This window comes from Anaerococcus sp. Marseille-Q7828, from assembly GCF_949769285.1.
Taxonomy (GTDB): Bacteria; Bacillota; Clostridia; order Tissierellales; family Peptoniphilaceae; genus Anaerococcus.
The window spans coordinates 699,394-721,117 of record NZ_OX458331.1; the positions used below are offsets into that span (position 1 = coordinate 699,394).

General features: G+C 34.9%; 25 protein-coding genes. 24 read left to right on the top strand and 1 reads right to left on the bottom strand.

Annotation, left to right across the window (positions count from 1 at the left end):
- Position 1 precedes the first annotated feature (1 nt).
- The 20 genes from QNH69_RS03375 to fsa (QNH69_RS03470) all read left to right on the top strand — a co-directional run bounded on the left by QNH69_RS03375 (position 2) and on the right by fsa (QNH69_RS03470) (position 16,760).
- On the top strand, positions 2-925 hold the full coding sequence (locus QNH69_RS03375) for a BadF/BadG/BcrA/BcrD ATPase family protein (RefSeq protein WP_282929199.1): 924 nt from the start codon (positions 2-4) through the stop codon (positions 923-925).
- 158 nt (positions 926-1,083) lie between these two features.
- Positions 1,084-1,536, top strand: a complete 453-nt coding sequence (gene lacA / locus QNH69_RS03380) for a galactose-6-phosphate isomerase subunit LacA (RefSeq protein ID WP_282929200.1) — start codon at positions 1,084-1,086, stop codon at positions 1,534-1,536.
- Between the two features lie 10 nt (positions 1,537-1,546).
- Positions 1,547-2,077 carry a galactose-6-phosphate isomerase subunit LacB gene (gene lacB / locus QNH69_RS03385; protein ID WP_282929201.1) on the top strand — a complete coding sequence of 177 codons (531 nt, stop codon included), beginning with the start codon at positions 1,547-1,549 and terminating at the stop codon, positions 2,075-2,077.
- Between the two features lie 92 nt (positions 2,078-2,169).
- Complete coding sequence (locus QNH69_RS03390) at positions 2,170-2,919, top strand: DeoR/GlpR family DNA-binding transcription regulator (protein WP_282929202.1); 750 nt, start codon at positions 2,170-2,172, stop codon at positions 2,917-2,919.
- A gap of 31 nt (positions 2,920-2,950) precedes the next feature.
- Entirely contained in the window at positions 2,951-4,210 is a 1,260-nt protein-coding gene (locus QNH69_RS03395) for a Gfo/Idh/MocA family oxidoreductase (protein WP_282929203.1), read from the top strand.
- A gap of 86 nt (positions 4,211-4,296) precedes the next feature.
- The gene (locus QNH69_RS03400; protein ID WP_282929204.1) at positions 4,297-5,430 is read left to right on the top strand and encodes an SIS domain-containing protein; all 1,134 of its coding nucleotides are present in this window, start codon (positions 4,297-4,299) and stop codon (positions 5,428-5,430) included.
- A gap of 20 nt (positions 5,431-5,450) precedes the next feature.
- On the top strand, positions 5,451-6,578 hold the full coding sequence (nagA, locus tag QNH69_RS03405) for an N-acetylglucosamine-6-phosphate deacetylase (protein ID WP_282929205.1): 1,128 nt from the start codon (positions 5,451-5,453) through the stop codon (positions 6,576-6,578).
- Complete coding sequence (locus QNH69_RS03410; RefSeq protein WP_282929206.1) at positions 6,575-7,504, top strand: hexose kinase; 930 nt, start codon at positions 6,575-6,577, stop codon at positions 7,502-7,504. The genes nagA and QNH69_RS03410 overlap by 4 nt, the downstream gene beginning before the upstream one ends.
- A complete protein-coding gene (locus tag QNH69_RS03415) occupies positions 7,501-8,487 on the top strand; it encodes a tagatose 1,6-diphosphate aldolase (RefSeq protein WP_282929207.1) in 987 nt (328 codons plus the stop codon). The genes QNH69_RS03410 and QNH69_RS03415 overlap by 4 nt, the downstream gene beginning before the upstream one ends.
- Before the next feature lie 180 nt (positions 8,488-8,667).
- Complete coding sequence (gene fsa, locus QNH69_RS03420; RefSeq protein WP_282929208.1) at positions 8,668-9,321, top strand: fructose-6-phosphate aldolase; 654 nt, start codon at positions 8,668-8,670, stop codon at positions 9,319-9,321.
- 289 nt (positions 9,322-9,610) lie between these two features.
- Positions 9,611-10,339 (top strand): amidohydrolase family protein, encoded by a 729-nt coding sequence (locus tag QNH69_RS03425; protein WP_282929209.1) that lies wholly within the window; start codon positions 9,611-9,613, stop codon positions 10,337-10,339.
- 7 nt (positions 10,340-10,346) lie between these two features.
- A complete protein-coding gene (locus QNH69_RS03430; RefSeq protein ID WP_282929210.1) occupies positions 10,347-10,721 on the top strand; it encodes a PTS sugar transporter subunit IIA in 375 nt (124 codons plus the stop codon).
- Positions 10,722-10,734: 13 nt separating this feature from the next.
- A complete protein-coding gene (locus QNH69_RS03435) occupies positions 10,735-11,220 on the top strand; it encodes a PTS sugar transporter subunit IIB (RefSeq protein WP_282929211.1) in 486 nt (161 codons plus the stop codon).
- Positions 11,221-11,237: 17 nt separating this feature from the next.
- Positions 11,238-11,996, top strand: a complete 759-nt coding sequence (locus QNH69_RS03440; RefSeq protein ID WP_282929212.1) for a PTS sugar transporter subunit IIC — start codon at positions 11,238-11,240, stop codon at positions 11,994-11,996.
- A gap of 1 nt (position 11,997) precedes the next feature.
- Positions 11,998-12,810, top strand: coding sequence for a PTS system mannose/fructose/sorbose family transporter subunit IID (locus tag QNH69_RS03445; RefSeq protein ID WP_282929213.1), 813 nt, complete (start codon positions 11,998-12,000; stop codon positions 12,808-12,810).
- 10 nt (positions 12,811-12,820) lie between these two features.
- Positions 12,821-13,537 (top strand): amidohydrolase family protein, encoded by a 717-nt coding sequence (locus tag QNH69_RS03450; RefSeq protein WP_282929214.1) that lies wholly within the window; start codon positions 12,821-12,823, stop codon positions 13,535-13,537.
- A gap of 3 nt (positions 13,538-13,540) precedes the next feature.
- Positions 13,541-14,506, top strand: coding sequence for a hypothetical protein (locus QNH69_RS03455; protein WP_282929215.1), 966 nt, complete (start codon positions 13,541-13,543; stop codon positions 14,504-14,506).
- A complete protein-coding gene (locus QNH69_RS03460; RefSeq protein WP_282929216.1) occupies positions 14,499-15,284 on the top strand; it encodes a BtpA/SgcQ family protein in 786 nt (261 codons plus the stop codon). The genes QNH69_RS03455 and QNH69_RS03460 overlap by 8 nt, the downstream gene beginning before the upstream one ends.
- Before the next feature lie 21 nt (positions 15,285-15,305).
- Positions 15,306-16,016 carry a GntR family transcriptional regulator gene (locus QNH69_RS03465; RefSeq protein ID WP_282929217.1) on the top strand — a complete coding sequence of 237 codons (711 nt, stop codon included), beginning with the start codon at positions 15,306-15,308 and terminating at the stop codon, positions 16,014-16,016.
- Between the two features lie 90 nt (positions 16,017-16,106).
- Positions 16,107-16,760 (top strand): fructose-6-phosphate aldolase, encoded by a 654-nt coding sequence (fsa, locus tag QNH69_RS03470; RefSeq protein WP_282929218.1) that lies wholly within the window; start codon positions 16,107-16,109, stop codon positions 16,758-16,760.
- 28 nt (positions 16,761-16,788) lie between these two features.
- Here fsa (QNH69_RS03470) and QNH69_RS03475 read toward each other — a convergent pair whose 3' ends face one another.
- Positions 16,789-17,436, bottom strand: coding sequence for a hypothetical protein (locus QNH69_RS03475; protein ID WP_282929219.1), 648 nt, complete (start codon positions 17,434-17,436; stop codon positions 16,789-16,791).
- Between the two features lie 126 nt (positions 17,437-17,562).
- On the opposite strand from QNH69_RS03475, the gene tkt reads away from it, so the two are divergent.
- The 4 genes from tkt (at position 17,563) to QNH69_RS03495 (ending at position 21,699) form a co-directional block, all read left to right on the top strand.
- Positions 17,563-19,554, top strand: coding sequence for a transketolase (gene tkt, locus QNH69_RS03480; RefSeq protein ID WP_282929220.1), 1,992 nt, complete (start codon positions 17,563-17,565; stop codon positions 19,552-19,554).
- Positions 19,555-19,661: 107 nt separating this feature from the next.
- The gene (locus tag QNH69_RS03485) at positions 19,662-20,222 is read left to right on the top strand and encodes a chromate transporter (RefSeq protein WP_282929221.1); all 561 of its coding nucleotides are present in this window, start codon (positions 19,662-19,664) and stop codon (positions 20,220-20,222) included.
- Positions 20,212-20,769, top strand: coding sequence for a chromate transporter (locus QNH69_RS03490; protein WP_282929222.1), 558 nt, complete (start codon positions 20,212-20,214; stop codon positions 20,767-20,769). Before QNH69_RS03485 ends, QNH69_RS03490 begins: the two co-directional genes overlap by 11 nt.
- A 12-nt stretch (positions 20,770-20,781) precedes the next feature.
- On the top strand, positions 20,782-21,699 hold the full coding sequence (locus tag QNH69_RS03495; RefSeq protein WP_282929223.1) for a DMT family transporter: 918 nt from the start codon (positions 20,782-20,784) through the stop codon (positions 21,697-21,699).
- Positions 21,700-21,724 lie beyond the last annotated feature (25 nt).

Consider the following 21,724-nt stretch of genomic DNA (forward strand, 5'->3'; position numbering starts at 1 on the left):
TATGACAGAAGGAATATTTTTAGGTATAGATGGCGGCGGAACAAAAACTGCTTTTTTACTAGATGTAAATGGACAAAGATACGAAGATAAGCAGATCACAATCCATCCCAAACAAGTAAGCAAGCAAGAATATTTTGACATAATAGAACTTGGTATAGGTGATGTTTGTAAGCAAGCTGGCATCAATCCATCAGATATTGACTATACCTTTGTGGCAGCCCCAGGCTATGGCCAATACCCAGACACAGAAGAGTATATCCACGAGGGAATCAGAAGAGTTCTTGGCAATGACAAGTTTACAATAGAAAATGATTGCGTCAATGGATGGGCAGGATCACTTAATGCTAAACCTGGCATAAACATAGTAATTGGTACAGGAGCAATAGGCTATGGTCGCGACCAAGAAGGAAACTCAATGAGGTGTTCTGGTTGGGGACCATTCTTGGGAGATGAGGCAAGTGGCTATTGGATTGGCCTAAAATTACTAAACTTATTTACAAAAATGAGCGATGGTAGAATAGAGAAGACCAAAATCTATGACATGGTAAAAGAAAAACTTGCCATGGAAGATGATTTTGAAATATTTGACATAACAGACAATATGAGACGCGATGAGATAGCAGCCTTATCCCGCATCCTCCACCAAGCCCTAAAAGAGAATGACCCATACGCCCTTGATATCCTAGATCAAGTGACAGACGAGATTGCCTTGGTCATAGATGCAATCACAAAGAAGCTAAACTTTGATGGAGTAGTAGACGTGTCTTTCTCTGGTGGAGTGACAAATATAGGGGAAGCGCTTTACGAAGAGATAAAAACAAAAATCAAATCCAATGTGAACATAGTAAAACCATACACAAGCCCAGTAGATGGATCTGTGATTTTAGCTAGGGAAATTTACTCTGGGAACTTGAAATTTGAATAATATTTTATCAACAAATTAACTAGCTTAGAAGCTAATACCTTCTTGGCTAGTTTTTTTAAATATCTTTAGCAAAATAGATTGACTTTAGGAGGGTAGTCTAATATAATATAAACAAATAAGAAACAAAACAAACATTTATAAACAAAGAGGAGGAAGATTTGAAAGTATATATTTCTTCAGACAATGATGGATTAATGCTAAAAGAAAGCTTAATCGAAGAAGTAAAAAATCTTGGATATGAGATCGAAGATTTGACGGAAGAAGGTTTTGACTTTGTTGATAGTGCAAAGTCTGTTTGCCAAAAACTACTAGAAGTAGACGGCATGCTAACAAGTGGATCAGACGATGCATCAGTAGGAATCCTAATCGACAAATACGGTGCGGGCTCATATATGGCTGCCAGCAAACACAAGGGAATGATTGCAGCAGAAGTAAGCGAAGAGAGAAGCTCACTTATGACCAAACGCCACAATGGGGCAAGAATTCTTTGCCTAGGATCTGGTATCGTAGGAGAAGAACTTGCAAAATCATGTGTCAGAGACTTTTTAAGCCATGGCTATGATGGTGGACGCCACCAAATCAGAATAGACATGCTTAACAAAATGCTATAGGAGGGAAAATATGAAAATAGCCTTAGGATGTGACCACATAGTAACACACTTAAAAATGGAAATATCAGACCACCTAAAAGCAAATGGTCACGAAGTAGTAGATGTAGGAACATATGACAACACTAGAACTCACTATCCAATGTTCGGCAAAAAAGTTGGAGAGCTAGTAGCAAGCGGCGAATGTGACCTAGGAGTAGTACTTTGCGGTACAGGCGTAGGAATCACAACAGCAGTAAACAAGGCCTTTGGAACAAGATGTGCCCTAGTAAGAGACTGCGCGACAGCTGTTTATGCCAAAGAAGAGCTAAATGCCAATGTCATAGGCATAGGTGGCATGATAGTAGGAAAAGACTTAGCTTGCGAAATAGTAGATAGGTTCATAGCAGCTGAATACAAACAAACAGAAACAAACAAAAAGCTAATCGACAAGATAATGGCTATAGAAGAAGAACAAGGCGAAGACAGAGAAACTCAATTTTGTAACAACGAATTCTTTGACGAATTCATAGAAAAATGGGACCGAGGCGAATACCACGACTAAAAAGGCTAGGCTAATATATAAAATGGCGTCAATTAATTTTGACGCTTTTTTTAAAAAAGAAGCAACATTATTAAATTCTAACAGGAAATGATATGTTAAAAGATGAAAGACAAGATTTAATAGTAGAACTTGTAAATAGCGAAAATATTATAGAAGTTTCTGACCTGACATCAGCCCTAAATGTCACAGAAATGACCATACGCAGAGACCTTAAAGACCTTGAGGAAAAAGGATTACTAAAGCGTATCCATGGAGGAGCAAAAAAAGTTAGAAACTTATCCAATGTTGAATATTCCAACACGGAGAAAAAGCAAAAAAATATCAATCAGAAAAAATACATATCCAAGAAAATTTCAGAAATCTTGGTTGATGATGAAATAATTTTTATGGGTCCGGGAACAACTATGGAATATGTATCAGAATATATTGATGGCAAGCACCTTACCATCTTCACCAACTCCCTATATTTATTCAATGAGCTCATAAAAATCGACTCCTTGACTATAAGACTAATAGGTGGAAAATATCGAAAAATAACAGGAGCTTTCGTTGGTCCCCTTGCCATAGATATGGTAAAAGATTTGCGCTTCCAAAAAGCCTTCATAGGAGTCAACGGTATAAGCCAAAACAACGCCTATGCCTACAACGAAGACGAAGGCTTCTTGCAAAAAATAATTTTGGACAATTCATCGGAAAAATTCATAGTAGCAGACTCAAGCAAAATCGGGGTCGAAGACTTCTACTCATTTTATAAGCTAGAGGATGTAAGTGTTATAACTGATGATAAAATAAGTAGCCAAGAACTCAAAGAGCTTTCCAAGTACACAAGAATCATAAAATAATAAATGCAAAAGCTAGCAAGGGGAAATTATAATGAGAATAGGAATTATTGGAGCAGGAGAGCGAGGAAGAATCGCATACGCTAGAGAATTAAATAAATATGATGAAGTCGATATAGTAGCTGCAGTTGAGTGGAATCAAGATAAATTGAAACTTACAGGCGAAGAATTTGGAATTGATTCAGAGTATCTTTTTGATAATGCAGATGACTTCTTAAAAAAGATGGATGAAAATAAGTTTGTCGATGCCTTGGTTATAGCAACATATGACAGGGAACACTATGACATCACTATGAAAGCATTGGACTACGATGTTGATATATTACTAGAAAAACCTATAAGCCCAAATGCCCGTGAGGTATTTAATATAGCTAAAAAAGCCGAAGATAGAGACAATGTGTTTATGATTTGTCATGTACTTAGATATGCACCATTTTACACTAAGATAAAAGAAGTACTTGATAGTGGAGCAATAGGCAAGGTTATAAACATCAACCACAATGAAAATATTGGATATTTTCACTTTGCTCATTCCTTTGTAAGGGGCAATTGGAGAAATGAAGAAGAATCTTCTCCACTTATTCTTCAAAAATCATGCCATGACATGGATATATTGCTCTTTTTCTTGGGACTTAAACCAAAGAGTATAGCATCTGTTGGAAGCTTGACATACTTTGTTCATGAAAACCAACCAGAGGGAGCAAGTGATAGATGTCTTTCTTGTAAATACCAAGATGAATGTATTTATTCAACTAAAAACTTTTATAGACAAGGCTATAGAGGCTATGGCTGGAGAAATCTAGTGAATCCAAGTCTTACAGAAGAAGGTCTAATAGAAGCCTTGGAAAACGGTCCTTATGGTAGATGTGTATGGGCCTGTGACAATACAGTTTGCGACCACCAATCAACTACAATCGAATTTGAAGATGATGTGACTGCTGTATTTAATCTTTCTGCCTTTGCTAAAAATGTTCACAGAAATATCAAAATCCAAGGAACTAAGGGCGAAATAATTGCCGATGACCACGAAAAAGAAATTATTATCAAGACATTCGGATCAAGTGAAGAAAGAGTTATCAAAGTCCAAGAGATGAACGGTGGCCATGGTGGAGGCGATGCAGCAATAATCAAAGCTTTCATGGAAGGAATAGCAGGTGATAAGGATAAGATAAAAACTGGTGCCAGCGAATCAGTTATGAGCCATTTGATGTGCTTTGCTGCTGAAGAAAGCAGAAAAAATAATAAGCTTGTGAATATGGAAGATTTTATAAGTACTTTGAATAAGGAAAATTGATCATTGCATGCATAGCTATCTTTAAGGATTTATTAAAATTGGTAAGATTAAATTAGAGGTATAAATATAGTTTGTGAGGAGGACCAATGTATTTAGAATCAGAATATATAAAAAATAATGATGCAATTAATACTTACAGCGAAATTTTTTCTCAAGGGGAAAAATGGCTCAAAGTTTATGAATTATATGAAGAGAGAAAAGCAAAAATTGATGAATTTCTATCAAAGCTTGGTGATGATGTAAGAGTCATATTCACAGGTGCTGGTACCAGCGAGTATGTAGGCAATATTGCCAGTGAATATTTGAAAAATAACGGCAAATACCAGTTTGAAAGCATTGCTACAACTGATCTAGTTTCTGCTCCATACCTACATTTTAATAAAAATCAAAAGACTCTATTAGTATCTTTTGCAAGAAGTGGAAACTCCCCAGAATCCCTTGCTGCAGTAGAACTAGGTGAAGAAATTGTAGATGATTTTTATAATCTTGCTCTAACTTGTGCCCCTGACGGTAAACTTGCCCTAAAACTAGCAGATGATGAAAAGGCATTTGTATTTATAGAACCAGAAGGCACAAATGACAAGGGCTTTGCTATGACAAGCTCATTTTCATGCATGCTTTTATCTGCACTATTAATCTTTGACCAAAGAGATGATAAGAAAGAACTTGTAGAAGATCTTTCAAATACTGGAGAAAAAATCTTGGCTGATGCAGAAAAAATCGAAGAATTAGTAGATTTTGACTTTAATAGAATAATTTACCTAGGCTCAGGTCCTCTATATAAACTATCAAATGAAGCAAGACTAAAGGTCCTAGAACTTACAGCAGGCGAAGTTGCCAGCTTATACGAATCATCAATGGGCTTTAGACACGGTCCAAAATCATTTGTTGATGAAAACACTTTGATAGTTTCATTTATTTCATCAAATCCTTACACAAGAGATTATGACCTTGATATATTAAATGAAATTGCCGCAGATAAGATTGCTCCAAAGGTGATTGCTGTAGCAAATACAGATATTGAGGGCGATTTTGACAAATTAGTTTACGAAAATGATGTTGATAACGATGTTTACCTAGCTTTGCCATATGTAATAGTTGCTCAGCTAATTAGCCTTATCACAAGCCTAAGAGTAGGTAATACACCAGATAATCCATCAAAATCAGGAACAGTGAATAGGGTTGTAAAGGGCGTAACAATCCACCCATACAATGCTTAAGAAAAAGCTTTGGAGGAAATATGTTTTATAAAGCTAAATATATTATTTTAGAAGATGAAGTCTTGAAAGACTATTTTATGGAAGTTGAAGATGGCGTTATTAAGTCATTTTCTAAAAATGAACCAGACGAATACGAGGACTTGGGAGAAATCATTGCTCCTGGTCTTGTAGATACTCACATTCATGGCTACCATGGCGAAGATATTATGAATGCTAAGCCAGGTGCCTTAAATATTATTTCTAAGGGTCTATTAGAAACTGGAGTTACAAGCTTTTTGCCAACAACTCTTACAGATTCTACAGAAAGACTAAATGAGGCTTGTAGGGTAGTTGGAGAAGAATACAAGGATGCTGAAGGTGCAAAAATAAGGGGAGTCTTCCTTGAAGGACCATTTTTCACAGAAAAATACAAGGGTGCTCAAAACGACAAATATATGTCAGATCCAGACATAGAAAAGCTTAAAAAATGGAAAGACTTGTCAGATGGTCTAGTTAATAAAATCGCCATTGCTCCAGAAAGAGAAGGAGTAACTGACTTTATCAAAAAAGCAAATGCCATGGGCGTATATGTTGCTCTTGGCCATTCTGATGCTTCTTATGATGTGGCTATCGATGCGGTTGATGCTGGAGCAAATATTTTTGTTCACACCTATAATGGCATGAGCGGCCTACACCACAGGAATCCTGGAATGGTTGGAGCTGCTATGAATTCAGAAGCTATAAGCGAGCTTATCTGCGATGGCCACCACGTAAACCCAGTTTCTGCAAACATATTGATGAATGTCAAAGGTCGTGATCACATAGCTCTTATCACAGATTGTATGGCTGCTGGTGGCATGGCTGAAGGCGACTACAAACTTGGAGAATACGATGTAATTGTAAAAGATGGTACAGCAAGATTAAAAGAAGATGGAAATCTAGCTGGATCTATCCTAAAACTTAAAGATGCAGTGAAAAATGTTGTTGACTGGGATATTGCAGATGTATTTGAAGCTATCCAAATGGCAAGCCTCATCCCTGCCAAATCTGTAGGCATCGATGATGTTTGTGGCAAGCTAAAAATAGGTTATGATGCTGACTTCATAGTTCTAAATGAAGACTTAGAACTTAAAGCAACATACATTGACGGAAATAAGGCATGGGAATGATTTTAACAATAACTGCAAACCCATCTGTGGATATTTCCTACGAACTAGATAACTTTAAAATCGACGATGTAAATAGAACTAGTCAAGTTATAAAAGATGCTGGTGGTAAGGGAATTCACGTTGGCTATGTCGTAAAAGAACTAGGTGGAGATGTTGTTCACTCTGGTTTTGTCGGCGGCGCTCTTGGCCAATATATAAAAGAAACCCTCAAGGGAAAGGGCCAAGAATCAAGGTTTGTAGACATCAAAGAAGACACAAGAAACTGTATAGCAGTCCTTCATGATGGCAACCAAACAGAAATCCTAGAAAAGGGTCCAACAATCTCCCAGGAAGAAAAAGATGAATTTATAAAAAATCTTGATAAGATAAGCGAGGGCTGTGAGATTATCAATATTTCTGGATCCTTGCCACAGGGACTGGATGTTGACTTTTACCAGACAATCATAAAATATGCCAAAGACCATAACAAATTTGTATCTGTAGACACATCTGGCAAAACTCTTGAAGCAATTATAAATGCTGACATAAAGCCGGATTTGATCAAACCAAACGAAACAGAAATAGGAGATGTTCTAGGCATTGAAGTAAACAAAGATAAACTAGGACAAATCCTATTAGAAAAACCTTTTAAAGATATAAAATATGTCATAGCATCCATGGGCAAAGATGGAGCCCTTGTAAAGGCAAATGATAAAATTTATGGGGCAAGTGTGCCAGAAGTAACCGCCGTAAACCCTGTGGGAAGCGGTGATTCATCACTTGCAGGAGCCTTATTTGCTATAAACAATGGCAAGGATGACATAGAGATTATAAAAACAAGCATGACTTGTGGCCTTTTAAATGTACTAAACAAAGAAATAGCTCACATAAATATAGACGAATTTGACAAATATTACGATCAAATAAAAGTGGAGGAAATTATATGAAAGTATCTCACGAAAAATACGAAAATCTCAAACAATTAGTAAACGAAGAAGGAGCAATTGCAGCACTTGCCATTGACCAAAGAGGATCAATGGAAAAGATGATGGGAAAAGCCAATCCAGACCTAAACAATGTCGAAGGCATAGGCAAATTCAAAGAATTAGTATCAAGTGAACTAACAAAATACTCATCATCAATACTTCTAGACCCAATCTATGGCATGAAGGGAGTAGAAGCAAAAGATAAAAACGCTGGTCTAATCATGTCCTATGAACAAACAGGCTATGATGAATACGAAGAAGGCAGACTACCGAGACTAATCAACTTCGTATCAGGACTAAGAATCAAAGAAATGGGCGCAAACGCAGTAAAAGTCCTCCTATACTACGACATAGACGAAAGCGAAGAAATCAACGACATCAAAAAAGCATGGGTAGAAAGAGTAGGCTACGAATGTGAAGCTCTTGGACTTCCATACTTCCTAGAAATCGTAAACTACGATGCAAAAATCGACGATGCTAAAGGAATCGAATACTCAAAATTACGTCCAAAAAAAGTAATAGAATCAATGAAAGTCTTCGATGACCCAAGATACAAAGTAGACGTATTAAAAGTAGAAGCACCAGTAAATATGAACTTCGTAGAAGGCTACGGAGAAGGTGAAATCCTCCACACAAGAGACGAAGCCCTTAAGTATTTCAAAGACCAATCAGACGCAACAAGCATCCCATTCATCTTCCTAAGCGGCGGAGTAAGCGCAGACCTATTCAAAGAAACCCTAAAATTTGCCAAAGAAGCAGGCTCAACATTCAACGGAGTTCTATGTGGCAGAGCAACATGGAGAGGCGCAGTAGACGTATTCGGCAAATCAGAAAAAGACGCAAAAGAATGGCTAAACACAGAAGGAAAAGACAACATAGTAACCCTAAACGAAGTAATAAAAGAAACCGCAACTTCTGTTTTTGAGAAGATTGAGGAAGAATAAGACTATTCTTGCTTTAGTAAATATATATAGGGATCTGTTCTAAGAAAAATAATTATGCCTTAAATAAGGTTTAATAATGAAGCTCTCAGAGTTAATACTTTGAGGGCTTTATTTAAATAAATAATTAAATTTAAATATTGGGGATATAAATATAATAAGTAAAATTGCAAAGGAGGCAAAATGAAGTTTTTCTTGGACACTGCAAATGTTGATGAAATCAAAAGAGTTAATGATTTGGGGCTTTGTGATGGGGTTACTACTAATCCTTCTTTGATTAACAAAGAGGGTAGGGATTTTAAGGAAGTTGTTAGTGAGATTTCTCAAATTGTTGATGGACCTGTTTCTGCTGAGGTTACTTGCTATGACTATGAAGGCATGGTTGACCAAGCCCGTGATTTGGCTAAGTGGTCTGATAATATAGTTGTAAAGATTCCTATGACAGAAGATGGTCTTAAGGCTATACACACCCTATCAAAGGAAGGGATAAAAACTAATTGTACATTGATATTTTCTCTTTCTCAAGGAATTATGGCTATGAAGGGTGGTGCAACATATATTTCTCCATTTATGGGAAGGATTGATGATATGGGAGAAAACGGAGCAGAACTTGTAGCTTCCCTTCGTGATGTGATTGATATATATGGCTACGAATCAGAAATAATCGCAGCAAGCATAAGACACATCAACCATCTGGAAGAAGCTGCTCTAGCAGGTGCACACATAGCAACTATCCCAGGTTCATTATTTGAGAAATTGTGGACTCATCCATTGACCACACAAGGAATTGAAAACTTCAAAAAAGATTGGGATAGTGTTGTAGAAAAAAATAAGTAGGAAAGATACTATAGTAGTACTTGGTAAAACAAAGTAGTAGTAGGAAGAAAAACGAAAAGTAAGTAAAAAAGAAAAAATAGTAAAATTTCAAAAATGTTTGATAAAAAACTCAATCAAATTAAAAACCAGGCGCAGATTAATTTCTTTGCCTGAGTTTTTACATTAATTAGTGGATAAAACTTAAAGTATTATAATAAAAAATTCTCAAATATTACTTGACAATTATAAAAAAATAAACTAAACTCTAATTAAAGGTTATAACGTTATAATCAATGATTGGAGGTACAGGATGAAAATTATAGATATTCATTCGCATTTCGGGCCTACTAGTTCAGGAGAAATACCAGATGTATCAGAGTTAAGAAAAGATTTAGATAAATTTGGAATCAGTAAAGTGGGTCTTAGTTGTTTATCAGGAATCTCTACTAGAGAACAAAATGATTTAATTTATGAATTGATGAAATCGAACCCAGACCTTATTGAAGGTTACGCTTTTATTAATCCTAAGGATGAAAACGCTTTATCTGAGATAGATCTATGTTTAGGGAAATATGGGATGAATGGTGTTAAATTCCATTCTTGGAAACAAGGGTATTATCCAGATAATCGACCTGAATTGTATGAAATTTTTAAATTAATTGAGAGTTATGGAGTGCACGTTCAGATGCACGTCGGAACTGCACCATTAAGTACACCTTATATTTGGGGAGAGTATGCAAAACAATTTCCTAATATTAATTTTGTATTTACGCATACTGGTTATTACGAATTTGGAATGTCGTCAATAGAAGTTGCCTCTAAAACTAAAAATGTCTGGGTTGAAACATCTGGACAAATGGATCCAGAGATATTGAAATATTCTGTGAATAAATTGGGATCCGAAAGAGTTGTTTTTGGTACAGATTGGCCATACAAGCCAATAAACATTGAAATTGAGAAATTCAATCATTTAGGTCTTACTAATAGTGATTTAGAAAATATTTTTTATAAAAATGCTGAATATTTATGGAGGTATTAAATAAGGGATGAAAATTCTATTGGTTTCACATGGGAATTTATCTAAAAGTTTAATTGATTCTGCAGAAATGCTGGTAGGAGAGACAGATGGACTTGATTATTTGATTTTTGATAAAAATATGGGGATAGATGAATTGAAGGATTCATTTATAAAATATTTATATGAGAATGAAGAGGAATTATTAATATTTACAGATATTAAAGGAGGAACTCCATTTAACGTGGCTAGTATATTAACTAATGACATGGATAAGGTTCATATTTTTTATGGAATGAATTTACCTATGATTGTGGAGGCTGCACTATATAAAGATGAATTTAGTATGGATGAACTTGTTGAGCAGATTAAAAGCAATATTTCTGATTGCATAGGATTAATATAATACGGAGGAATAAATGAACATTACAGTATTTAGAATAGATGATAGATTAATTCATGGACAAATAGTAACAGCATGGTTACATTACGCTGATGCTAAGCAAATAGTTGTTGCAGATGATAAAGCAGCAAATGATACTTTTTCTCAATCATTACTAAAGATGGCTACACCAAAAGGAATTAAGCTCAAAATAGTTGATTTATCTGAAGGAAAAAAATTAATTGAAGAAAGTGATTCTAATGATAAAACCTTATTTTTAGTTAGGGGACCAGTTGAAGCTAATTTAGTGCTTGAGAACAATGAAGTTGTTAAAACAATTAATGTTGGAAATCTAAATATGAGAAAAGGAAAAGAAAAAATATTAGACAACCTCTGGGTCTACGAAGAAGACATTAAAGCCTTCCAAGAATTAAATGAGAAACAAATTGATTTAGAATATAGGACAGTTCCAAATGATCAATCTCAATCAGTTGTAAACTTAATTGAGAAAAATAGCAAATAAATTTTAAGGGGGAAACAATGAGTATTTTATTACAAGCTATTTTGGTGGCTATATTTGTATCTATAGCTTTTATTGACTCACATACGCTACAAATTCACATATTCAGACCAATTGTAGTAGGCCCGGTAGTAGGTCTAATAATGGGAGATGCAGCAACTGGATTTGCAGTAGGAGTTCAAATTGAATTAATGTTTTTAGCTGTAATATTTGTTGGAACAGCAGCACCACCAGATCCAACAATTTCTACAGCAATAGCAACTGCATTAGCAATACTAGGAGGAGGCGGAATAGAGATTGCCATAGCAACTGCACTACCAGTGTCATTGATTGGGCAAATAGCAACAACATTCCAAAACTCTGTTATTAACGTATTGTTTATGCATAGAGTTGAAGAAGCGACTCACAAACTTGATACAAAAGGAATAGTATTAAATAACTTAGTATTTCCTATGTTGGTAAATGTTGTATTATATGGTGTCCCAACATTTTTAGCAGTATACTATGGAGCTGATTTAGTAAAAAGTATAATTGACTTTATCCCTTCCAAGGTTATTACTGGATTATCAGTAGGCGGAAGCATGATTGGTGCAGTTGGATTTGCGTTATTACTATCAACAATATCTTCAAAAAAAATGTGGCCATTTTTTGTTCTTGGATTCATATTTGCTTCATATTTAGGGGTGAATAACATTGGTATTGGATTGATAGCCTTAGTAAGTTGTGCATTTTATTATTATTTCAAGCTAGATAAAGATATTGGATTCGAGGAGGCATAGAATGTCAAAAAAACTAACAAAAAAAGATTTATGGAAAGTTTATTGGAATCAAATGAGCATTAGGGGAGCAAACAACTATGAAAGACAGCAAAATGCTGGATTTACTCAGTCAATGATCCCTGTAATCGAGAAGCTTTATGAAGATGATGAAGATAAATTAGAAGCTTATAATAGACATATGGAGTACTTTCTGACTCAGGATATGATATCAGCTGTACCGGTTGGTATCTCGGCTGCTATGGAAGAGGCGAACGCTAATAATGAAGATTTTGATCCTTCAGCAATTAGTGCAGTAAAAGCAGCCTTAATGGGACCATTAGCTGGACTTGGGGATTCCTTGTTAAATGGTACAGCAAGACCTATACTAGCCAGTATTGCTATTTCATTTGTGGCGTCAGGATTAGGTTGGATAGGACCTCTATTCTTTATAATAGGGATGGCTATAGTTTCATTAGGAATTAGATACCTTGGAGTATTCAAAGGCTATGAACAAGGAATAAAACTGGTAGATTCTCTAGCGAACTCTGGCTTAATTGATAAAATTACTGATATAGCTTCAATAGCAGCCTATACTGTTGTTGGTGGTTTTGTACCAGCTTTAGTTGAAATATCTACACCTATAACAATTGGATCTGGAGAAAGTGTTCTTAACATACAAGAAACTCTAGATGGATTAATGCCAGGATTCTTAGGCCTTGCGTACACAGGTCTTATGTATTATCTAATTACAAAGAAAAAGATGAATTCAGTAGTGTTAATTTTCATTACCATGTTGGTTGGTGTAGTAGGTGTTTATTTAGGTATATTAGGTTAAGGGTATTTATATGTTAGATATTCATGCACATATAAAAACAAAATCTCAGGATGAATTAAATAAGTTATTATCTGATATGGATGATAATAATATAAAGAAAAGAGTTATATCATCAACTTCTAATGATTCAATATTAGATAATATTAAATATATAGAGGAATGCGTGAGAAAATATCCGGAAAAGCTTATTGGTTGTGCTCTAATAAATCCTAAAAATTCAAATTCTATTTCTGATGTAGATTATGCATTGAGTTCAAGTGAAATAGAAATGATTGAATTTAATTCTTTTGAACATGCTTACTATCCAGATTTAAACGAAAATCTAGATGAAATTTTTAAGAAAATAGATGAAAAAAATATACCAGTAAAAGTGTTTACTGGTATAGGTTGTTTTGCAATACCTCAACAATGGGAAAAATACGTTGTTAAATATCCAAAAATTAAATTCATCTTCCTTCATATGGGATGTTTTGATTATGGATATACTTGTATCGATGTAGTTGCTAGGAATAGTAATGCATATATAGAGATATCTAATCAATATGAGAATCAAATAATAAAAAAAGCTTTGGATAAGATAGAAACAAATAAAATATTGTTTGGAACAACATATCCAGAAAGACTAACATCATCGTCTGTAAAACTATTAGATAATTTTAATATATCACCAGATGTAAAAAGAGATATATATTTTAAGAATAATTTAAGTTTTTTTGGGGAGGTTTAAGAAATGGAAAATTTGTTCTTTAATTATCTCAATGAAAATGATAAAATCAAAGTAAATAAAATTGACAATCATGAAATTTTAGGGGCTTCTCAACAAATAGAAATAATTTCTAATATAATGCTTAATTTGGTTGATGAAAATTTTGATTTAAATTGTACAAAACTAGTCGAAGTAATTAATAGTTTTGTTAATCATTTTATTGAATCTAGAGGAAATGCAAGTAGGGCTTTTATAAATAGCCTTAGGGAGCTAACGAGAAATGTAAATAATGATGTTGATAATTATGAAGATCTAAAAAGATTAATATCAAATAATATTAAAGAATTTAAATTGAGTACGGAAAAAAATCTAGAAAAGATTTTAGAGTATTCAAATAACGAATTAAGTGCATATACTGATATATTCCTATATGATTATTCAAGTACAGTTGAAAAAGCAGTATTATATATTTCAGAAGAAAATGATAGAAATATAAATATTTATATTTCTGAAAGTTCAGCAATTGATGGTGGGAGCCCATTTTTAAAATTGAATGATAAAAAAAATTTAAAAATACACTTTTTTCCAGATTCAGCAGCTTTATATTTTTTAAAAAAAAGTCAATGCTGTTTGATGGGAGCGGAGACGTTCTATCCTGACGGAACTGGATTTAATACAGTTGGTTCAGATATAATGGGACATCTTTGTAAAATATTTGATAAAAAACTATACTTTTTAACTCCAATGAATAAATTAGATGAAAGAAGAAACGTTGGGATAAGAAAAGAGATTGTTAGTATAGATTACAAAGATAAATATAAAAATAATGATATTTTAGATGAATCAATATTTACAATAATTCCAGAATTAATAGGAGTGAATCCGGATAATATATATGCTTATATTACTGAATTTGGGGTCATTCCAACTAATAGCATGTATTTAGTTTCTAGGGAATATATGACAAGATTGGTAGGTAAATATGAATGAAAAACTCTTAAATAAACCAGTATTAGCTATGTTACAGCCCTCATCTTTGCCAGGAACCTATAAAAATAAAGGTGAGAAAATAGATATAATCATTGAAAAAGCTATAAATGAAGCTAAAATGATAGAAGAGAATAAATTTGATGGTTTAATAATTCAGAATATGAATGACATGCCTATAAAGCAATTTTCTAACTTTCAAACAGTTGCATATATGACGCAAATAACATCTGAAATCAAAAGAAGATTTCCTAATTTATTAATAGGTGTTCTGATTAATTGGGATGGCGTTGCATCTTTAGCCGTTGCGGATGCAGTTGGGGCTGATTTTATAAGAGTAGAACATTTATACACAGGAGTTAATGTTACAAGTGGTGGTATGCTTCAAGGACAATGTACTGATATAATTGATCTAAAGATGAAAATAGGAAGCGACGTTCCGATCTTTGCTGATGTTTATGAAGTACACGGAGTTCCGCTTGGAAAGAAATCTTATGGTGAAGCAGCTTGGGAAATAGTTAATGAGGCCTTCGCAGATGGAATTTTCACTTCTGGAAAATCAGTTGATGAAAGTATAGAAATTGCCAAAGAAATAAAATCTAAAAATCTACAAGTTCCAGTTTACTTAGGCGGAGGAGCAACTGGGGATAATATTGCAGAACTTATGAAATATTATGACGGTGTAAGTGTTGCTACTTGGATTAAAGATGGTGATATGGCTAACGACATTAATCCAGAAAAGGCTAAAAAATTTATTAACGAAGTTAAAAAGAATATATGAATGTTGATGAGGGGATAGATTATGAACGTTAAAGACATTCCATTATATAGAAATGTATATTTGGATATACTAGGTAAAATACAATTAGGAGTGTATGAAAAAGATGAACTATTACCCTCAGAGACTGAATTACAGGAAAGATACCAGGTTAGTAGGATTACGATTCGTAGAGCGGTTGAGGATTTACAGCGTGATGGATTTGTAATTAAAAAACCAGGGGTAGGAACTATTATCACTAATGATAAAATAACACTAAATTTAAACAGTATAAAATCTTTCAGCCTTGAAAATAAAAACGAATCAAGTGAGCTTGTTAGTTTTAAAAAGATTATTGCTCCAGATAAAGTTAAGAAAGCTCTTAATTTAGATGATCTAGATAAAGTATATCAAATAGAAAGAATAAGAAAAATAAATGGTAGAAATATTGGGTTTCATAGAGCTTTCATACCAGAAAGACTTGCTAAATTAAGTGAAGACGATTTTATATCAGGTCATAGTTCATTATATAAGATATTGGAATCACAAAATATTAATATTACTCATGGTTATGAAACTATAGAATCTATTAATTCCAACAAATCCTTATCAGAGCTACTAAAAATTAGTACTAATACTGCCATGCTCTACAAAGAAAGAGTATCTAGTACAGATTATGAGATTGTAGAATATGTAGAAATATATTATATAGGTTCGGTTTATAAATATTACGTTGAACTTAAAAATATGAATTAAACATTAATTGACAATTATTTTTATATTATCAGAGTTGTTATTTCAAATACAATATTTATACTGACATTTGATTTTTAAAAAGGAGTAAAAATGAAATTTTTCTTAGACACAGCAAATGTAGATCAAATTAAAAGAATCAACGACCTAGGCCTATGTGATGGAGTTACTACCAATCCTTCACTCATCAACAAAGAAGGCAGGGATTTTAAGGAAGTTGTTAGTGAGATTTCTCAAATTGTTGATGGACCTGTTTCTGCTGAAGTTACTTGCTATGACTATGAAGGCATGGTTGATCAAGCCCGTGATTTGGCTAAGTGGTCTGATAATATAGTTGTAAAGATTCCTATGACAGAGGATGGTCTTAAGGCTATACACACCCTATCAAAGGAAGGTATAAAGACCAATTGTACATTGATATTTTCCATCTCCCAAGGAATAATGGCTATGAAAGCTGGAGCGACATACATCTCACCATTTATGGGAAGAATTGATGATATGGGAGAAAATGGAGCAGAACTTGTAGCATCTCTTCGCGATGTGATCGATATTTATGGTTACGAATCAGAAATAATCGCAGCTAGCATCAGACACATCAACCATCTAGAAGAAGCTGCCCTAGCAGGTGCACACATAGCAACTATTCCAGGTTCATTGTTTGAGAAATTATGGACTCATCCATTGACCACAGCAGGCATAGATGCCTTTGTCAAAGATTGGGAAAAATTTGAAGCTAGAAATAAGTAGAAAAATAGGATGAGACTTGTTCTCATCCTTATTCTATATTAGCAGCTTTCACATCAAATGTTTTAAGAATTGATTTGGTGGTGGTTTTAGTGAAGAATTCTACCAAAGGTCCCATGATTAGAACATTTAGTATGGTTCCAATACCAAGGGCTGCTTTGCCTATGAATCCAACGATTACACTGATAACGTCTGTGAAGATTCTTGCCTTACCAAGGCTCATATTTGGTTTTCTTTTGTTGATGGTTATAAATAAGGAATCATATGCTGACACCCCTATATTTGTGCTGGCATAGAGGGAAACGTTCATGGCCATTACCATTGTAGCAAGGATTAGAATTATAATCTTTGAGGCAAATGTTGGATTGGTGTATATATTTTCAAAAATATTAGCAGAATAATCTGCCACAGGTCCTATTAATATGAGGTTGATGAGAGTTCCCCAACCAATCATAGACCTATTTAAGAAAAATATAAAAATTAGTATCAGACCGTTTATGATAGGATAGACTATTCTAAATGGAGTATTGGTCATATTGCAGATACCTATTATAAGTGATGTGAATGGATCAACTCCAAGGGCAAGGATTCTCATAATCCCAATTGTTACAGCAATCATAAATGTACCGATTATAGATATTATAATTCTTTTAAGCAAATCTTTTGTTTTAGGCGACATAATATTCTCCTTTTTTGTCAGATGCTATTAGTATATCACAAAAGCTTACGATTTGCTCTTATCAAAAAAGAAATTTATATGGTATGATTATATTAGTTACACTTTTAGTTTTAGTAAGGAGTTTACATGTTTAATAAAAATGATGATAGAGCGGTAAGTGCTATACGCGCACTTTCCATTGCACAAATTGAAAAAGCAAACAGTGGTCACCCTGGACTTCCTATGGGGGCAGCCCCAATGGCTTATGTTTTGTGGAACAAATTTTTGAAGGCCAACCCAAAGAATTCAGCATGGTTTGACCGAGACAGATTTGTCTTATCAGCTGGCCATGGATCAGCTATGCTTTATTCTATGCTTCACCTTGCAGGCTATGATGTAAGTTTAGATGATCTCAAAGACTTTAGACAGCTTAATGCAAAAACGGCTGGCCACCCAGAACGTGGCCACATTGAAGGCGTTGAAGTTACAACAGGACCTCTAGGCCAAGGTATAGCTCAAGCTGTTGGTCTTGCAATTGCAGAAAAACACCTAGCAGCCCTATGCAACAAGGAAGATGCCCAAATCATCGACCACTACACCTACGCACTTTGTGGAGATGGTGACCTTATGGAAGGTATCTCCTACGAAGCAATGAGCTTGGCAGGACACTTGAATCTTTCAAAATTAATACTTCTTTACGATTCAAATGATGTTTGCCTAGACGGAGCAACAAGCACATCTTTCTCAGACGATATGAAAAAACGTGCAGAAGCTCTACACTGGAACTACCTACGTGTAGAAAATGGCAGAGATTTAGAAGAAATCTATAAGGCTATTGCTAGTGCCAAATCAAACACCAATGGACCAACAATTATTGAAATCAAAACAGTTATTGGCTATGGTTCAGCAAATCAAGGAACAAACAAAGTCCACGGTGCTCCAATTGGTGAAGAAGACTTCATCAAAGCCAAAGAAATTTACGAGTGGGCAGAAGATGACTTTACAGTACCAGAAGACATCTACAAAACTTTTGCAGATGGCATAGAAAAAACGGGTTACGAAGCAAACCAAAAATGGGATGAATTACTAAAAAAATACCAAGAAAAATATCCAGAAGATTACAAAAATCTAATGGCTGGTATCAACAGAGAATTGCCAGAAAACTTCATTAATAGTGTCAAAAAATATACTGCAGATGACAAGGCCCTAGCAAGCCGTGCATCAAATGGCGAAATCATCCAAGACTTGGCAAAAATCACACCAAACTTCTGGGGTGGATCAGCTGACCTATTCTCATCAAACAAGACAAATATCAAAGATACAGTAGCCTTCACAGACAAAACACCAGAAGGACGCAATATTTGGTATGGAGTACGTGAATTTGCCATGGCAGCCATAGGCAATGGTATCATAGCTCACGGCGGAACTTGGCACCATGTTTCAACTTTTTTCGTATTTACCGATTATTTGAAACCAGCAATCAGACTATCAGCCCTATCAAAATTGCCACTAACCTACGTGATGACTCACGACTCTGTAGCAGTTGGTGAAGATGGTCCAACTCACCAACCAATCGAACAATTGGCGATGATTAGATCAATACCAAACACCATCACACTAAGACCAGCGGATGGAAACGAGACAAGACTTGCTTGGAAGATAGCCCTTGAATCCAAAGAAAGACCAGTAGTAATGGCTCTAACCCGCCAAAACCTTACAAACTTAAAAGAAACAGAAAACATAGAAGGCATCGAAAAAGGAGCCTACATCATAAGCGATTCTTCTGAAAAACCAGAACTAATCCTAATAGCAACAGGCTCAGAAGTAGACCTTGCCCTAAAAGTAAAAGAAAAACTTGAAAGCGATGGCAAAAACATCAGAGTAGTATCAATGCCAAGTATGGAACTATTCAGAGAACAAGATGATGCTTACAAAGAAGAAGTCTTACCAAAAGAAGCCAAAAAAGTATCCATAGAAATGGGATCAACCTTCGGCTGGGCAGAATGGACAGGAACTTGTGGCCTAAACATCGGCATAGACCGCTTTGGCATCTCAGGCAAAGGCGAAGAAGTAACAGCTGAATTTGGCTTTACTCCAGAAAAAGTTACCGAAAGAATCAATCAAAAGTTTTTCAACTAAAAGTAAAAGAACTGTCTCACCTCCAAGTTAAAACTGGAGGTGTTTTTTCTTGGTGATTAAAAGTTATGGTATGGTAATTGTGTAAGAGTTAGTAGAAATGAGGAATTATGAAAGAGAAAAACAAATTATGGGAATTATTCAAATCTACCCTCTACCTTTCAGCTTTCACTTTTGGTGGGGGTTATGTTATTTTGTCTCTTATGAAAGAAATATTTGTAGAAAAATTGGGCTGGATTTCCAAAGATGATATGCTGGATATGACAGCTATTGCCCAATCTGCGCCTGGCGCTGTTGCTGTAAATGCGGCGGTTGTCGTGGGCTATGAGACCTTGGGTTTAGCAGGTATGTTTGTGGCAATTCTTGGTACTATTATTCCACCTCTTATAATAATAAGTTTGATTTCACTGGCCTACCAAGCTTTTATTACTAATAAATATATAGCACTTTTCCTTAAGGGTATGCAGGCAGGGGTTGGAGCCTTGATTATCAAGGTTGTAATCGACATGGGCCGTGATCTTCTAAAGGAAAAATCTCCCCTTGTTATAGGAATTATGCTGATTAGTTTTATCTTGGGATATTTCTTTGATGTAAATGTCATTTATATTATAGCAAGTCTTATAGTAATTGGGGCAATTTATACTCTAGCAAGGAGGAATCATGCTGCTTAAATTATTTATAAGCTTTTTAAAGATTGGTCTCTTCTCTTTTGGTGGTGGATATGCAGCCTTGCCTGTAATCCAAGAAGAAGTGGTTGAGTTAAATAGCTGGCTTAGCCTTGGTGAATTCAACGACTTGATTACAATTAGTCAGATGACTCCAGGACCTATTGCTATAAATTCGGCTACCTTTGTAGGTACTAGGATTGCTGGTTTTCCAGGGGCTTTGGCTGCGACTTTTGGCTGTGTATTGCCGTCTGCTATAATTGTAGGGACGATCTCATATTTTTATAAGAAATATAAAAACATCGATGTGATGTCAAATATTTTATACTTTTTGAGACCTGCCATCGTTTCTATGATCCTTATAGCAGGTGTGCAAATACTTAAGACGGCATTTTTTGGAGAAGAGCTTGTAGGATTTGCAAATATGGATTATTTGATGCTAGGGATTTTCATCCTTGCTTTTGCCCTCATGCTAAAGACAAAGATAGATCCAATCAAGCTAATGCTAGCTAGTGGAGGACTGTATCTTTTGATAGCAATATTAATTTTTTAGAAATGGAAGAAAATGTTAAAAAATAAGAAAATAGCTATAATAGCAACCCTCATAGCCATGCTTTTGTGGGGGTCGGCTATTCCGACAATAAAGACAACTTACCTTGAACTTGGAGTTGGTAGAGCAGATACTGGAGCTCAACTTTTCATTGCAGGAATAAGATTTTTCCTGGCTGGAGTATTGGGCTTTGTTTATTTGAAAGCTTTTAATAAAGAAAAAATAGTAAAAGAGGACATAAGCTATAAGTATATTTTGGTTCTTTCTCTAACCCAGACCTTTGTCCAATACCTCATATATTATATAGCCCTATCCAACACAGCTGGGGTCAAGGCGGCAATCATCCAATCAACCAACGCCTTTATGGTAGTTTTGATTTCTTTGGTGATTCTGCCTACAGAAAAAGTTCACCCCAAAACTATCTTTGCCATAGTCCTTGGAACTTTGGGAATAATCGTAGTAAATGGTGGCATATCCGGAATGAGTACAAATTTCAATCCTAGAGGTGAGGGGCTAATCCTCCTATCAACATTTTTCAATGCCTTATCATCAGTATATGTAAGGAAAAATGGCAAGAATCAAAATGAGTACTTGGTTACGGCAAGCCAATTTATCATAGGATCTATTCCCCTAATAATTATAGGCAAAATCCTTTATCCTCTAGGCTTGGACTTCACTCCTAAAGCAGTTCTCTTATTACTATATGGAGCCTTCATCTCAGCGACTGCATATGTGATTTGGAATACAGTTCTAAAATATCACTCTGCGAATGAAATGGGCATGTACAAACTATTTATCCCAATCTTTGGATCAATACTTTCAGTAATAATACTTGGCGAATCTTTTACAAGGAATTTGTTTGTGGGATTAGTATTAGTAATACTTGGGTCCTTGGTCTTGAATGTGGACATTAGGAAATATAGAAAGAATTAAAAAATGTTGCAGGCTTAGAAAGTTC